At 62.2% G+C, this 14,775-nt stretch carries 12 protein-coding genes; 1 reads left to right on the top strand and 11 read right to left on the bottom strand.

Annotation, left to right across the window (positions count from 1 at the left end; translation table 11 throughout):
- Window positions 1-21: 21 nt before the first annotated feature.
- From gatA to rmuC, 7 genes are read right to left on the bottom strand one after another with little or no spacing between them, the layout of a single operon-like run.
- On the bottom strand, window positions 22-1,575 hold the full coding sequence (gatA, locus tag J3T92_RS00765) for an Asp-tRNA(Asn)/Glu-tRNA(Gln) amidotransferase subunit GatA (protein WP_267399286.1): 1,554 nt from the start codon (window positions 1,573-1,575) through the stop codon (window positions 22-24).
- A gap of 4 nt (window positions 1,576-1,579) precedes the next feature.
- Window positions 1,580-1,876 (bottom strand): Asp-tRNA(Asn)/Glu-tRNA(Gln) amidotransferase subunit GatC, encoded by a 297-nt coding sequence (gatC, locus tag J3T92_RS00760; RefSeq protein ID WP_220236414.1) that lies wholly within the window; start codon window positions 1,874-1,876, stop codon window positions 1,580-1,582.
- Window positions 1,877-1,919: 43 nt separating this feature from the next.
- Window positions 1,920-2,909, bottom strand: coding sequence for an ABC transporter permease subunit (locus J3T92_RS00755; RefSeq protein WP_267399284.1), 990 nt, complete (start codon window positions 2,907-2,909; stop codon window positions 1,920-1,922).
- Window positions 2,906-3,832, bottom strand: a complete 927-nt coding sequence (locus tag J3T92_RS00750; protein ID WP_267399282.1) for an ATP-binding cassette domain-containing protein — start codon at window positions 3,830-3,832, stop codon at window positions 2,906-2,908. The genes J3T92_RS00755 and J3T92_RS00750 overlap by 4 nt, the downstream gene beginning before the upstream one ends.
- Complete coding sequence (locus J3T92_RS00745) at window positions 3,829-4,554, bottom strand: TrmH family RNA methyltransferase (protein ID WP_220236417.1); 726 nt, start codon at window positions 4,552-4,554, stop codon at window positions 3,829-3,831. Before J3T92_RS00745 ends, J3T92_RS00750 begins: the two co-directional genes overlap by 4 nt.
- Window positions 4,551-5,228, bottom strand: a complete 678-nt coding sequence (locus J3T92_RS00740; protein ID WP_267399281.1) for an orotate phosphoribosyltransferase — start codon at window positions 5,226-5,228, stop codon at window positions 4,551-4,553. Before J3T92_RS00740 ends, J3T92_RS00745 begins: the two co-directional genes overlap by 4 nt.
- Before the next feature lie 37 nt (window positions 5,229-5,265).
- The gene (gene rmuC / locus J3T92_RS00735; RefSeq protein ID WP_267399279.1) at window positions 5,266-6,618 is read right to left on the bottom strand and encodes a DNA recombination protein RmuC; all 1,353 of its coding nucleotides are present in this window, start codon (window positions 6,616-6,618) and stop codon (window positions 5,266-5,268) included.
- Between the two features lie 176 nt (window positions 6,619-6,794).
- On the opposite strand from rmuC, the gene J3T92_RS00730 reads away from it, so the two are divergent.
- Window positions 6,795-8,870, top strand: a complete 2,076-nt coding sequence (locus J3T92_RS00730; RefSeq protein WP_267399278.1) for a hypothetical protein — start codon at window positions 6,795-6,797, stop codon at window positions 8,868-8,870.
- A 73-nt stretch (window positions 8,871-8,943) separates the two neighbouring features.
- Here J3T92_RS00730 and clpB read toward each other — a convergent pair whose 3' ends face one another.
- The 4 genes from clpB to gluQRS all read right to left on the bottom strand — a co-directional run bounded on the left by clpB (window position 8,944) and on the right by gluQRS (window position 14,760).
- Window positions 8,944-11,721, bottom strand: coding sequence for an ATP-dependent chaperone ClpB (clpB, locus tag J3T92_RS00725; RefSeq protein ID WP_267399277.1), 2,778 nt, complete (start codon window positions 11,719-11,721; stop codon window positions 8,944-8,946).
- A 160-nt stretch (window positions 11,722-11,881) separates the two neighbouring features.
- Complete coding sequence (locus J3T92_RS00720; RefSeq protein WP_267399276.1) at window positions 11,882-12,697, bottom strand: fumarylacetoacetate hydrolase family protein; 816 nt, start codon at window positions 12,695-12,697, stop codon at window positions 11,882-11,884.
- Window positions 12,698-12,763: 66 nt separating this feature from the next.
- Window positions 12,764-13,576 carry a YggS family pyridoxal phosphate-dependent enzyme gene (locus J3T92_RS00715; RefSeq protein ID WP_267399275.1) on the bottom strand — a complete coding sequence of 271 codons (813 nt, stop codon included), beginning with the start codon at window positions 13,574-13,576 and terminating at the stop codon, window positions 12,764-12,766.
- A gap of 131 nt (window positions 13,577-13,707) precedes the next feature.
- Window positions 13,708-14,760, bottom strand: coding sequence for a tRNA glutamyl-Q(34) synthetase GluQRS (gene gluQRS / locus J3T92_RS00710; RefSeq protein WP_267399274.1), 1,053 nt, complete (start codon window positions 14,758-14,760; stop codon window positions 13,708-13,710).
- Window positions 14,761-14,775: the final 15 nt, after the last annotated feature.

Genomic DNA, 14,775 nt, shown 5'->3' with positions numbered 1-14,775 from the left:
GATTCCGTTTCCTTCCGATGCCTACTTGGTCGAATCCTGAGCCAGACCATCCAGCCAGGGGGTGGACAGCTTCTGGGAGATGGGCCCGCCCCATTGCTCCTCCAGGGCCGCCTCAAGAGCGGCGGCGGGCCGGTACATGACCTCGTCGCGCATCTGGGGGGCGAAGAACTGGAAGCCTACAGGCAGTCCGTCGTCGCTGAGCCCGGCGGGAATCGACATGGCTGGAGTGCCGGCCAGGTTGGCCGGAATGGTGGCTACGTCGTTCAGATACATGGCCAGTGGGTCGTCCATCTTCTCGCCGAAGCGGAAGGCCGTGGTCGGCGACGTGGGCGAGACCAGGACATCGGCCTGTTCGAAGGCCTTCTCAAAGTCGCGGATGACCAGGGTGCGGACCTTCTGAGCCGAGCCGTACCAGGCGTCATAGTAACCGGCGGACAGGGCGTAGATACCCAGGATGATCCTGCGCTTGACCTCATCACCGAACCCGGCTTCACGAGTAGCAGCCATCATATTGGCAGCCGTCTGGGGGACGCCCTCAGGTGGCATGACCCGCAGGCCGTAGCGCATGCCATCGTAACGGGCCAGGTTGGAGGAGACCTCGGAGGGCATGACGATGTAGTAGGCGGCCAGCGCGTAAGGGAAGTGCGGGCAGGAGACCTGGACCACCTCGGCACCCATGGACTCCAGCAGTGAGACAGCCTCGTTGAAGCGGGCCTCGACGCCGGGCTGATAACCCTCGCCGCCCAGCTCCTTGACCAGACCCACCTTGAGACCCTTCAGATCACGCTTCTGACCTTGACGAGCAGCCTGGGCCAGAGGGGGAACCGGCTTGGGAATGGAGGTGGAGTCTCGGCGGTCGTAGCCGCCGATGACCTCCTGCAACAGGGCCGCATCCAGCACGGACCGGGAAACCGGACCGATCTGATCCAGGGAGGAGGCCATGGCGATGGCCCCGAACCGGGAGACGCCGCCGTAGGTGGGTTTGACACCCACGGTACCGGTCAGGGATCCGGGCTGGCGAATGGATCCGCCGGTGTCGGTGCCCAAGGCCAGCGGAGCCTCAAAGGAGCCGACAGCCGAGGCCGAGCCGCCGCCTGAACCGCCCGGAACCCGCTCGGTGTCCCAGGGGTTGTGCGTAGTCTTGAATGCTGAGTGCTCAGTGGAGGAACCCTGGGCGAACTCATCCAGGTTGGTCTTGCCCAGAATGGGCATCCCCGCGGCCTTGAGCTTCTTGATAACGGTGGCATCGTAAGGCGGCACCCATCCCTCAAGGATCTTGGAGGCGGCCGTAGTGGGGATACCCTCGGTGACGATCATGTCCTTGATGGCGATGGGCACGCCGGCCAGTTCCGGCAGCCCCTCGGCTCCTTCATGAGCCAGTCGCTGGTCGAAGGCGTCGGCCTGCTCCAAGGCCTGATCGGCGCTGACCTGCAGAAATGCATCAATGCTGGGCTCGGCGGCCTCGATCACATCCAGATGAGCCTGGACCAGTTCACGGCTGGAGACCTGCCCTGACCGCAGCTGTGCGGCCATGTCGGAGGCGGATTGCTTGACCAATTCTTCCTGTGCGCTCATCTTCTCACTCCTCACCCAGAATGCGCGGGGCCACGAACATGCCCGACTCGGTGACCGGTGCCCCCGAAAGGGCAGCCTCCTGGGTCAGCGGTTCCTCAGCCTCATCGGGACGCAGGTAGGCCTCCAGAGGAATGGGATTGGCAGTGGGGGGCACGTCGTCGCCGGCCACCTCCTGAACCTTGGTAATGGAATCGGCGATCACGTTGAGTTCGCCCCTGAGGCGGTCGGCCTCCTGATCGGTCAAGGCAATCCGGGCCAAATCGCCCAAGTGCTTGATCTCTTCACGTGTAAAAGTTGGCATACCACTCATCATATGGGTGCTCTATGACACGCAGAAGGCAGGGTCAACCGATGTCTGCGCGCCTAAAGACCAGGGTTCCCAGAGCACAGCATAGGGCCGTCCAGACCATGATGATCAGGCCCGCCTGCCACCAGGTGGGCCACCATCCGTGACCAGCCTCCACCGCCTGTCCCAGACCACAAAGGAAAGTACTCAGCAGGCTGGTTGGGGTCAGTCTGAAAGGGATCTGCAGCCAGCCGGCATGAGAATTCAAACCCTGCATGAGGCCCAGAATCAGTGGCAGGGCCAAAGTCAGCCCTGAGAACATGCCAATCCCGCCGACCTTGGATCGGCTCAAGGCCCCCAGACCCAGGCCCATCAAAGCAAAGAGGATCAGCATGAGCGGACCGCCCAGCAAATCAATCAGAGCAAGCCCGGGCTTGTAAGCGGGCAAAACCCCCGATCTGCCTGGCAGAAGCAGGGTCGCCAGGATCCAGCTGAGCAGCAGGCCCACCTGTGCCGCCAACCATGTCAACAAGGCCAAGGCAAGACCTTTGGCCGTCAGGACCATGCCCCGACGAGGATTGGCCGTCAGCGTGCTCTCAATGGTGGCGTCGGAAAACTCGCGCGTAAGGACCAGAATCCCCAGAATGCCCGCCACGATCATGCCCGGAAACAGGCCGAAAGCGACGGCCGACCAGAAGACGTCACTGGACGCAGGCAACAGGTGAGCCGGAAGGCGATCGGTCTGCCAGCCCAGGCCAGCCATGGCCCGGGTCCCGCAGGCCATCAGACCGGTGCTCAACGGCTGCAACAGCATGACGATCAGAAGCAAGACCCAGGTCGATCGCAGGGAGAGCATCTTGCGCAGCTCCCCTCGAACCGCCCCGAAAAAGGTCAGCTGACCGCATGGACGACGTGAATCCAGGAAGGACAGCCCCGAGGTTCGACGCAGCCGAGTGAAAGCGGAGCCATGCCGTGGAGTTGCGTTATCAGGCCCTGAGGGTACCTCTCGCAAACTCCGGCGGAATCGACGGCCGCTGCCGGCACTCATGGTCGTGCATCCCTTCTGCCGTGGATGATGTCCTTGTAGGCCTGTTCCAAGGAAACTTCCTCCGGCTGGAAGTCGTAGAGAACTACTCCCTCCTGGGCCAGAATCGAAGCTGTCGAAGCCAGGGGCGCACCCTGGATGCGGAAGCGTGCGGCATCTGGCGGACAGCTCTTACCCGGCGGCAGACGGGTGATGCTGATTCCGGCGGCCGTGGCCAGGGCGGCCTTTAATTGGTCGGGCTGAGGCGTCACCGCATATATGGAGTCTCGGGAGTGCTCACCGATGAACCGGGCCACGGTCGTTCTCTCCAGGATCCTTCCCTTAGCGATGATGACCAGATCGTCGGCGATTTGAGCCACTTCGTTGATCTTACGGGAGCTTAGGAGGACTGCCCTGCCCTGTGAGGCGAGGCCACGCCACATTTCCCTCACCCGCTCGGTTCCCTCCGAAGCCAGGCCGTCAAGGAGCTCATCCAGAACCAGGTTGTGCGGGTCGCCCAGAAGGGCGGCGGCCAAAGCCAGCCGCTGACTCATTCCCAGAGAAAGGGACCCCGTCGGCCTGTCGGCGACCGATTGCAGGCCGACCATCTCAAGCACCCGGTCCACCCGACGGTGATCAATACCACTGATCGCGGCCAGGGCCAGCAGGTGGTCCCTGGCCTTGCAAGCGGGGTGGGCATTGCGTGGATTCAGTACCGCTCCCGCTGTCCGCATGGGCGATGAGAGCCGGACGAAGGGCCGACCATCGAACAAGGCCTTGCCTGCGTCAGGGCGAACCAGTCCCAGAGCAATGCGCAGTGTGGTCGACTTGCCAGCGCCTTTAGGCCCCACAAATCCGGTCACCCGACCGTCCCTAGCCGTGAAGGAGACGCGGTTCAGTGCCTTGCGGGAGCCAAAGCGCTTGGTCAGCGAGTCGACGACAATCATGGCAGAGGCCCCTGGTCTGACTGATCTGCCACCCTGGCATGCTGACGGATCCAGGAGTGCATGGCCACGGCAGCTGCAGCCCCGGCGTTGATGGAGCGCACCGATCCGAACTGGGAGATGTAGACCACATCGTCTGCCAGCTCCAAGGCCTTCTCGGACAGCCCCGGACCCTCAGCGCCGAACATGAGCAGGCAACGACGGGGAAAGTGATAGGTCTCCATGGGGACAGCCCCGGGAACGTTGTCGATGGCGATCATACGGGGCACGGACTCCCCCCGCCCGGCCGCCTCTTCTTGCAGGGTGGCCGTCATAGTTGCTATGTCGGGGTCGTGGACCACATGCTGGTAGAGCTCGGTCATCAATGAGCCCTTGCGATTCCATTTGTGAGGACCGACTATATGGACGCGGCGAGCAGCGAAGGCGTTGGCGGTTCGGACCATGGAGCCGATATTGAAGTCGTGGGTCCAATTTTCCACAGCCACCTCGAAATCATGACGGCCTCGGCGATCCAGGTCGTCCCGAATGGCCTCGACCTTCCAATAGCGGTACCGGTCCAGGACGTTACGACGATCCCCCTGCTCCAGCAGTTCGAGGTCATAGCGCGGGTCCATCGGCATGGGCTGCTCAGGATGCTCTTCCTGCCAGGGACCGACCCCCACCTGCCGGAAAACCGGCTCATCTGAGGCCATGGCCGCTCGGGTCACTGGATTCGGTTCTCTCATGATCGCTCCGGAGAGTCGTCGGCCGCACCGACGAGTTGATCCTCCTGATAGGCACAGATGAAAGGCAGCCGCTGCCGGGAGCCGTTCACCGGATCGACCACCTGAATGCCGCCATCGGTCCGGCCGCCCACCAGCGAGGCGATAGCCAGCGTCTTGGCACCCTGACGCTGGATGATCCCGCAGTCAAGATTGAGTTCGTTGTTCTTGCCCAAGGTAACCAGTGACGAGGTCTGCACGTAGGATTTCCGGCCCAGCCAGGCATCCAGCAGGATAACCCGCCTGCCTTCGATGGATGGGCCCTTGATGGAGGGGTAGACGAAATCCATAACGAAGGCGTCCAGATCCTGCCCGCGCGAGGCCGCGGCATGAAGCATGGCATCAGCCAGCGGCACGGCAGCTGCTGTCAGAGCCCCAACCGCGTCGAAGTCGTCGACTGAATAACCCGCATCCTCCAAGGTGTCCAGAAGAACATGACCGGCAAGTACAGCCCCACGATGATGAAAAGTGACCCCGCTCAGCTCAGTGAAGGGACGCCCGCCAATCTCCTGGGCCAGGAGTTCACGCAGCTGATCGACCGGCTCAGGCAGGTCCGCGTCGGATTCGCGCCCGACCAAATCAGGCGACCCAGTGGGCCTGAAGGATGAACCCTCTTGTCTCTTCGTTGCCTCGTTCATGCTTATCAGACTAGCGCCCGAGGCCCCTAAGCGGCACTTACCGCCCTTGGTCAGGCAAAGCTTCCGGAGCGGTCAGCTCCCTGATATTGCCCTTGTCTGAATCGATCATGTCGACCGAATCGATGACCTTGGAGGGATCCATCTGCTGCAGCTTGCGGGCTGTGACCAGAACCCGCGACTCCAAGGAGGAGGCGAACTTGTTGTAGGCGGTCACCGTGGCAGTGATGGAGCGCCCCAGCTTATTGGCCCGATCGCCCAGAACCACAAAGCGGTCATAGAGCTCGTGGGTGAGTGTGAAGAGAGTGCGGGCGTCCTCGGACAGGTTCTGCTGCTGCCAGGCATAGGCTACCGACTTGAGCACAGCCCAAAGGGTCACCGGCGAGGTCAGGGCCACCTTTTGGGCAAAGGCGTCATCCATCAGGGTAGGGTCCACCTCCAGGGCGGCCTGCAGAAGGGAGTCGTTGGGAATGAAGGCCACCACGAAGTCCGGGGCTGTTTCGAAGGCGTTCCAGTACTCCTTGTCGGCCAGGGCCTTGACGTGCTCGCGCAGGGCCCGGGCATGCGCCTTGAGCAGTTCATCCCGGCGGCGCAGCTCATCATCCGAAGCAGTGTCGGGGATCTCGCAGGCCCGCTGGTAGTCGGAATAGGGGGCCTTGGCATCGATAGGAATGGTCTTGCCACCGGGCAGGTGAACCACCATGTCGGGACGCAAGATGCGACCATCCGAGGCGGTGACCACCACCTGGGTGTCGAAGTCCACATGCTCCAAGAGCCCCGCCGACTCGACGATATTCCTGAGCTGAGCCTCACCCCATGCGCCGCGCACCTTGTTGTTGCGCAGGGCCGAAGCCAGGGAGCTGGTCTCCTTGTCCAGTCTCCCCTGCTGCTCGCCCAGACTCTTCAGCTGCTGTCCCAAGGAGCCCATCTCCTGCTTGCGGCCCTCCTCGATCTGGGCCACCTTATGCTGGAGGGCATCCAAATTCTTTTGCACGGGGGCCAGAGCCGAGAGCACCTTGCTTTCCTCCTCCATGCTCTCTGCCTGCCTGCGCCGCTTCTCCTCCGCCTGAGCCTGGGCGCGGCGGCGCTCCTGCTCGATTCTGATCTGCTCTGCCTGCTGGGCCTGGGCCAGCTGGGACTTGACAAAAGAGAGCTCGCGGTTCAGGCCGTCCACCTTGGTCCGTGCCTCAACCAGAGCCGCATCGGATCCATGGAGCTGTTCCTGGGCCTGATCCAGCTGAGCGCGCAGCTCATCCACCTGGCCGTCGGACCCCATGCCGACGGCCCTCCGGCCCTGGGTGCGACCCAGCACATACCCTGCCAATCCCCCCAGGACTATACCGATCAGCAGGAGAAGCACCACCATGACCACTGATGACGTAGAATCGAACATATGTTCTAGTAAACCTCAAGCACTGGACCCAAAAACCAGGTCGCCGCGGCAGGCTGTCGGCGATAATTCGAGAATTCGTTTTTTCCGCAAGGAATCGGCCTTAAGACCTGTGCCGGGCCGCGATGAAGGGCACAATAGGAGATATTAAGGGGTTAGAGCAAGACCGAAGGAGATCCGTGGGTGTCGATATCTTCCTGGCGATAGCAGATCTGGTCGTGGCCTGTGCGGTCACCTGGCTGATCATCTGGTACTTCCTTATGCCGTCGGCTCATGCCAGTGACCAGGATGCAGCCGCAGACTCCCCAGCCAACCGCCCCTGGCGTGATCCCGAGGACTGGGGCAAATGGGGGGCTGATCTGGATTCTCGCAGCCACCGCCTGCTCAGGCCAACCATCGTAAGTGCCCTGCTGACTGCGCCTGTTCTAGTTCTGGATCTGTTCGATCGCTTCAGCCCCGATCTGATTCCTTCTTGGCTGACCAGCCCCACGGTCCAGGCTGTTCTGATAGCCCCGGTCATCTTCTACGGCGGCCGTGGAACACTCATAGGCGGGTGGAAGGCCATGACCGAGCACCGCTGCAGCCCCGATCTCCTGGCCGCGCTGGCCACAAGCCTGGCCTACCTATACAGCCTGGCTACCTGCCTGGCTGGATCCCTGCTGCCGGAGGGCTCCCGATCCCCTTACTTCGATCTGGTCGGCGTGGTCATCACCCTCCTGCTACTGGCCCGGGTCATTGGCACCAGAATGGAAGCCTCCCTGGTGGCTTCCTTGAACCACCTGACGGAGATCCGCCCAGCCTCAGGTCTGGTGGCCGATTCCCAGCATCCTCAGACAGTCCCCGCCCAGATACTTGCACGTGACCAGATCCGCCCAGGCAATCTGCTCCTGGTACGCACAGGCGAGCGCCCGGCGGCCGATGGGCTTGTGGAGTCAGGATCGGCCCTGGTGGACAACAGCGAGCTGACAGGTGATGACAGACCCCGGCCGTGCGGACCCGGCGACCGAATCCTGGCCTCCAGCAAGATCCTTGAGGGTCGACTGTCCATCCGAGTGGATGCCGCCGGCGACAACACCTATGCAGCCAGGCTCGTGAAGATCATCCCCCAGGCCCTGGTCGAGCGATCCCCCGCTATGCGCAGGATGGATCGTATCGTCCACATAGCCATCGCCCTGATCATGATTCTGGCTGTCTGGACCTTCATGCTCTGGCTCATGCTGGGCCCGCAGCCCCACTTGGCCCATGCTGTAGGCAATGCCGTCTGTGTACTGACCATCGCCTGCCCTGCCGTCGCAGCCATGACCATCCCCATGGCCTTCCGAACCAGCCTGGAGACGGGTCTGGCACACGGTCTGCTCTTCACCTCGCCACGGGCCATGAACCATCTGGGCCGGGTGCACACGCTGATTCTGGATGACTCCTCTTTACTGGATCCCGACGACGCCGAGGGCCAGGGTGTCCACACGGAATCCCTGACCCGGACCGCCGCCCATCTACGCGCCCTGCGAGTAAGCAGCCTGATCCTGGACGGGAGCCACCAGCCGGACGACAGGATTGAGCGGGCAGCCCGCCAGGCGGGCGCGGATATGCTGATCACCCGGCTGACCCCCGAGCGCAAGCGCGAATGCGTGGATCGGCTCAATCACGACCTGACCCGGACCAACAGGGGCATCCCACTTGATCGGACAGGTCAAGACCCATCATCCACTGCGAAGCAGGGCCGAACCAGCCTGGTGGCTCTGGCAGCTGGAACCACAGCGGATCCCGAACTGACGGCCAGGGCTCAGGTGGGCATCACTTTGGGTCCAAAACTCCAGGCTGACACGGACGAAGCCGCAGACGACATCGACCTACCACAGCCGGACCTTATCCTGCACCAGGGCGACCTGGACGGAACCAGTAGGGCCATAGAACTGAGCCGAGCCACCACCCGGGTCATCAGGCAGAACCTGATCTGGTCCACTGTCTACAACGTCATCGCCCTGGTCATTGCCACCGGAATCTGCCAACCCTTCTTAGGCTGGATGCTCAACCCCATGATCGCAGCAGTAACAGGGGCTCTGTCCACCATCCTAGCCATGCTCAACGTTCGTCGTCTGCACCGGCTGCGGCGCCTGCGCCGTCGCTGGCTGCACCTCGCCCTGATCGACACGGACCAGCTTCCGACAGTCGCGGCACGACGCCCCCAGATCATCGTTGACAGCCAGTGGAAGCCCATGCAAAAGGGCAGGGACCCAGCTGCTGCTATGGACTGAATCCACAGAGCACGGCAGCTAACGTAAAAGGGCCGGCACCTGGAGATTATCCCGGTACCGACCCTGATTGATCTCAGTGAGTCTGGCCCTGACCTTGGTCATCGCCACGCGCAGCATGACGGCCACGGCCACCATCGCGTCCGGCATCGTCGGCATCAGCATCACCGTCAGTCGTCACACCATCGACCTTGACCGAATCATCGACCAGATTCTCGGTGGGCCAGGCAGTCAGTTCCAGATGGTCGCCGCCGGTTTGGTCCACTAGGACCGTGTCACCGTCGTGGATCTTCCCGGCAAGCAGCATCCTAGCCAGTTGGTCGCCCACCTCGGTCTGCACCAGCCGACGCAAAGGACGGGCGCCGAAGGCCGGATCGTAGCCCACGTTGGCCAGCCACTCCCTAGCGGAGTCGGTGACATCCAGGGTGATGCGCCGATCGGTCAGCCGCTGGGCCACTTGCCGAACCTGGATATCCACAATGGAACCCAGCTCGTCGCGGGTCAGCGGATGGAAGATGACCAGATCATCCAACCGGTTGATGAACTCGGGCTTGAAGTTGGCGTGGACAGCATCCATGACGGCCTTGCGCTTGGCCTCCTCATCCAGGTCGTCCCGGACCAGGAACTGCGAGCCAAGGTTGGAGGTCATGATCAAGATGGTGTTCTTGAAGTCCACCGTCCTGCCCTGGCCGTCAGTCAGCCTGCCATCGTCCAGAACCTGCAGGAGCAGATCGAAGACTTCAGGGTTGGCCTTCTCCACCTCGTCGAAGAGTACCACCGAGTAGGGCCGCCGACGCACGGCTTCGGTCAGCTGGCCGCCCTCCTCATAGCCTACGTAGCCAGGAGCAGCGCCGATCAACCGGGAGACCGAGGCCTTCTCCATGTACTCTGACATGTCGATGCGGACCATGGCCTTCTCGTCGTCGAAGAGGAAGTCGGCCAAGGCCTTGGCCAGCTCCGTCTTGCCCACACCGGTGGGACCCAGGAACATGAAGGATCCAGTGGGCCTGTCAGGGTCGGCGATGCCGGCACGCGAACGCCGGACCGCGTCGGAAACTGCATGGATGGCCTCTTTCTGGCCGACCACCCGCTTGCCCAGGTAGTCCTCCATATGCAAGAGCTTCTCATTCTCGCCCTCCATGAGCCGTCCCACAGGGATGCCGGTCCAATCAGAGACGATCTCCGCTACGGAATCCGCATCAACATGGTCAGGAACCATGGGCTCCTGGGCTGGCCCCCCAGCGATGTCAGCCCCATCGGGACCAGCATCATTGGAGGCGTTCTTAGCCTGCTCGGCGGCGTTCTCCGCCTGGGCCAGCTGCTTGCGAATGCCTGGAATCTCCCCGTAGAGAATGCGGGAGGCCTTCTCCAGATCACCCTCGCGGGTGGCCTTGTCGGCCTCGACCCGCTTGGCGTCCAGCTGAGCACGCAGGTCGCCGACCTTGTTGTGACCGGCCTTCTCGTTCTCCCAACGGGCCTTGAGGCCGCCCAGCTTCTCACGGGAGTCCGCCAGTTCGGCCTGCAGCTTGCTCAGACGGTCCTTGGAGGCCGGGTCATCAGCCTTCTTCAGCTGCATCTCCTCCATCTCCAGACGGGTGACGCGGCGTTGAAGCTCGTCGATCTCCTCAGGCTGGGAGTCCAGCTCCATCCGCAGATGGGCAGCGGCCTCGTCAACCAGGTCGATGGCCTTGTCGGGCAACTGACGACCAGAAATGTACCGGTTGGACAGCGTAGCTGCCGCTACCAGGGCATCATCCCCGATGGTCACCTTGTGGTGAGCCTCGTAACGCTGCTTGAGGCCACGCAGGATGGCCACGGTGTCCTCCACGGAGGGCTCACCCACGAAGACCTGCTGGAAGCGGCGCTCCAGAGCCGGGTCCTTCTCGATGTTCTCCCGGTACTCATCCAGGGTGGTGGCGCCGATCAGGCGCAGTTCACCCCTGGCCAGCATGGGCTTGAGCATGTTGCCCGCATCCATAGACCCCTCGGCGGCACCAGCACCGACGATGGTATGGATCTCGTCAATGAAGGTGATGACCTGGCCGTTGGCGCTCTTGATCTCATTGAGGACGGCCTTGAGTCGTTCCTCGAATTCGCCACGGTACTTGCTGCCAGCCACCATGGAGCTCAGATCCAGGGAGATCAGCTTCTTGCCCTGTAGCGTGGTGGGTACGTCGCCCGCCACGATGCGCTCAGCCAGGCCCTCGACCACAGCGGTCTTGCCCACGCCGGGCTCTCCGATGAGGACAGGGTTGTTCTTGGTACGCCGGGATAGAATCTGCATGACACGACGAATCTCCTGGTCCCTGCCGATGACCGGGTCAAGCTTGCCCTCCTTGGCCTGGGCGGTCAGATCGGTGGAGTACTTCTCCAGGGCCTTGTAGGTGCCCTCGGCATCCGGGCTGGTCACCTTGGCGCCGCCGCGCACCTGGGGCACGGCCTTGCGCAGGGTATCAGCCTGCAACCCGTTCCGGTTCAGAATATCGGCGGCCTGCGAGGGACCCTGGGCGATGGCGATAAGCAGGTGCTCGGTGGAGACGTATTCATCCCCCATGGCCTGCATTTCCTTCTCAGCCTGGGCCAGGGCCACACTGAGCTGACGGCTGGCATCGGGTTGCGAGGCCGTAGATCCGCTGGCCGATGGCAGAGCCACCAAGGCCTGACGGACCTCGGCTCCGACCCGTTGGCTGTCACCACCGGCCGCTTGGATCAGCCCAGGCACCACGCCGGACTGCTGACGCAGCAGAGAGTCCAACAGATGGAGCACATCCACCTGGGGGTTGCCGGCCGCCGAGGCCGACTGGATGGCATCGCCGATGGCCTGCTGAGCCATGGTGGTGAAGTTTTCGTTCATAGAGCATCCTCCAACATTCTTCGGCGGGACCAGCCGAATCACTCGACCAAACCCCGTCACGGGTTCATCTGTCTTCTACAACAGCGAAAGGAGGACACCTATTCCCAAACTTGAGCCTAAATGACTCAAGTTTTTATGTCGCTTGTTCTCCCGCTATTTGCTACTCGTCGATGACCACATTGCGCAGGTAGCCGATTCCTTCCACCTGGACAGTAGCCTCGTCGCGGTTTTTCAACGAACCTGTGGCGTTAGGGGTACCGGTCATGATGACATCGCCGGGCAGTAGGGTCGCGAAGCCGGAAATGAAGGCGATCTGCTCAGGGATGGAGTGGATCAGGTTAGCGGTGGTGCCCCTGGCCTCAGGCACCTCTTCCCCGTTGAGCTTGAAAGAGATCTTCGCATCCCGGTAGTCCAGGTCGGTCTCGATCCAGGGCCCAAGAGGGCAGGCGGTGTCAAAGCCCTTGCAACGGGTCCACATGGGGTCGTTCTTCTGCAGGTCACGCAGGGTCACATCGTTGACGCAGGTGTAACCCAGCACATGGTCCATAGCCTCGTTGATGCTCACCTTCCGGGCCATCCTGCCCATGACGACGGCTACCTCTGGCTCATAGTTCATGTCCTTGCTGCAGGAGGGCTTGACGATGGGGTCGTCAGGGCCGATGACCGAGGTGGAGGGCTTCATGAAGAGCATGAGCTTTTCCGGAGGCTCCGGGTTCGAGGACTGGCCATGCTCAGCCATGTAGGCGGCGTGGGCGCGGTAGTTCTTGGCCGCTCCGTAGATCTTGGAGGGGATGACCGGGGCCAGCAGCCGCACATCCTCGTCGTCCAGGGGGTAACGCTTGCCGGTGGGTTCGACCTGCTGGCCAGTCAGAGGGTAGCCTCTTAGCTCGACCAGGTAATCCTTGCCGTCATGCTTGTCGGTTTGGACGAAGGCGTATCGTGGGGTGTCCTTGTAGGAAAAACGCGCGATTCTCATAGGGCACAGTCTAGCCCCAGGCCGGGCCTCTTAAGAGAATCTGGTTCCCGAACAGACAGCGGCTGGTCAGATAAAAGCCCGCGGGCCGAAAATGGCTGTACCTACACGAACCTCGGTCGACCCCTCAGCCACCGCATACTCCATGTCTCCGGTCATCCCCATGGACAGCATGGTGCAGGTGCCGGTGCCAGACTCCCCCGAATCCCTGATGCGGTCGCGCAGACCGCGCAAATGGGCGAATCCGCTCCTGATGACGGCCTCGTCGTCCACATGTGCACCGACGGTCATCAGACCCTTAAGCTGAATCCCCTCCATAGCAGCCAGCTCATAGGCCAGATCCAGGGCCTGGTCGGGGGCGCATCCCGACTTGGCCTGCTCGCCGGACTCGTTGACCTCCAGGAGTATGCCCACGGTCCTGCCCGCAGCCAGTGCCCGCGTGGCCAGCTTCCGAGCCAAGGAAGGCCCGTCGACCGACTCGACCGTGTCGACATACGGCAGGATCTTATTGATCTTGTTGGATTGGAGCTGCCCGATCAGACGGAAACCCACGCTGGATGAATCTCTGCCCGCAGCGTCGGCGCCAAGGACCAATCCCCTGTCCCGACAGAGCTCCAGCAATCCCTGGGCCTTGGCGGTGACCTCCTGGGGACGGTTCTCGCCGATCCGCTGCACCCCGGCATCGATGGCTGCCATGATCTCGCCCACATCGCGGGTCTTGGTGGCCGCCAACAGAGTCACCGAGCCTTCTTTTCGGCCGGCGGAGCCCTCCGCTTTGGCGATCCTGTCAGACACACGCTTGACCCCATCTGCGATCTGCGCGGCACGTTCCCGGCTGATCCGGCGATTGCCCAGATCCTTGTGGTCCATATAGGCGACCATGACCCGCTACCTCCTTACAATCCGGAAACCTTGACTGAGGCCATGGTAGCCAGTGGCTCATACCGGCAAATACACAGCCCCGGAAGAAAGCGAAGGCCGTGAACAAGCGACAAAACTCGAGTTAGAAGAACCTACAAACTCGGCTTCACATCAGAAACGGTCAGCTCGTTTGGGTCGCTCAGGTCCAGCTGCCGGTCTTCGCGGTCAGCAGCCAGTGTGTTCCACGTGAAACCATCCAGCAATTCCTGTGCACTTGCAGGTCTGGGCCGTTGCAAGAGACCCAGGAGCCAGCCGCAGACTCCCAACACCTGCCTGGCCGACCAGCCGTCTCTTCTGAGTGACCCCAGGTCCGGCGATCCAAAGCGCTTGGACATCCTCCTGCCGTCTACGCCATCGATCAGCGGCAAATGGGCATACTGAACACCAGGAGCCTGTGGTTGGAGATGATGCCGAATCCACATCTGAATGGCTGTGGACCTCAGCAGGTCCCTTCCTCGCACAATCTGATTGACGCCCATGGCCAAGTCATCCACCGTCACTGCCAATTGGTAGGAAACCAAGCCGTCCGAACGTCTGACGACCACATCGCCGACCTGCCTGGGCAGATTGAAGGACTGCGGGCCATAGATCAGATCGTCGAAGCGACAGGTGGCATCCGGCTCGTCGGACTGATCAGGGACCGCGATTCGGAGGCTGTGCCTCTGCCCCCGGGCCAGCCTTTCACTGATTGTCTGATGGGAAAGTCCTCGGCAAGTGCCCGGGTAGACGATGAACCCGTCACCTTCATTCGGCGCTGATGCTGCACGAATATCGGCCCGCGAACAGAAGCATGGATAAACCAGGGGCTGCCCACCGATCAATTGCTGGGATTCCAGCAGCTTCAATGCCTGACTGTAGATATCGGCGCGCTGGGACTGGTAGACCGCCTCGCCGTCCCAACCCAACCCCAGCCAGGCCAGGTCATCCATGATCCAACGATCAGCATCCTCGACCACCCGCGGCGTATCTATATCTTCGATGCGGAGCCGCAGAACCCCACCAGGCCCTTGCGACCTGACACCCAGCCAGGCCGCCAGACAGGCATAGATATTGCCTATATGCATCCGCCCAGTCGGCGAAGGGGCCAACCTTCCTACGACCTTGGTCTGGCCGACCTGGTCCATTCTCGGTTCTCCCTTGTGCATACCGACATGCTTGCA

The sequence above is a fragment of the Bifidobacterium sp. B4081 genome (assembly GCF_026537335.1).
Lineage (GTDB): Bacteria > Actinomycetota > Actinomycetes > Actinomycetales > Bifidobacteriaceae > Bombiscardovia.
This window is presented reverse-complemented; position numbering and strand designations above follow the sequence as displayed.

Bases quoted from the DNA above. Each gene is read 5' to 3' on its own strand.
- gatA (WP_267399286.1), bottom strand. From the start codon at position 1,575: ATGAGCGCACAGGAAGAATTGGTCAAGCAATCCGCCTCCGACATGGCC.
- gatC (WP_220236414.1), bottom strand. From the start codon at position 1,876: ATGCCAACTTTTACACGTGAAGAGATCAAGCACTTGGGCGATTTGGCC.
- J3T92_RS00755 (WP_267399284.1), bottom strand. From the start codon at position 2,909: ATGAGTGCCGGCAGCGGCCGTCGATTCCGCCGGAGTTTGCGAGAGGTA.
- J3T92_RS00750 (WP_267399282.1), bottom strand. From the start codon at position 3,832: ATGATTGTCGTCGACTCGCTGACCAAGCGCTTTGGCTCCCGCAAGGCA.
- J3T92_RS00745 (WP_220236417.1), bottom strand. From the start codon at position 4,554: ATGAGAGAACCGAATCCAGTGACCCGAGCGGCCATGGCCTCAGATGAG.
- J3T92_RS00740 (WP_267399281.1), bottom strand. From the start codon at position 5,228: ATGAACGAGGCAACGAAGAGACAAGAGGGTTCATCCTTCAGGCCCACT.
- rmuC (WP_267399279.1), bottom strand. From the start codon at position 6,618: ATGTTCGATTCTACGTCATCAGTGGTCATGGTGGTGCTTCTCCTGCTG.
- clpB (WP_267399277.1), bottom strand. From the start codon at position 11,721: ATGAACGAAAACTTCACCACCATGGCTCAGCAGGCCATCGGCGATGCC.
- J3T92_RS00720 (WP_267399276.1), bottom strand. From the start codon at position 12,697: ATGAGAATCGCGCGTTTTTCCTACAAGGACACCCCACGATACGCCTTC.
- J3T92_RS00715 (WP_267399275.1), bottom strand. From the start codon at position 13,576: ATGGTCGCCTATATGGACCACAAGGATCTGGGCAATCGCCGGATCAGC.
- gluQRS (WP_267399274.1), bottom strand. From the start codon at position 14,760: ATGCACAAGGGAGAACCGAGAATGGACCAGGTCGGCCAGACCAAGGTC.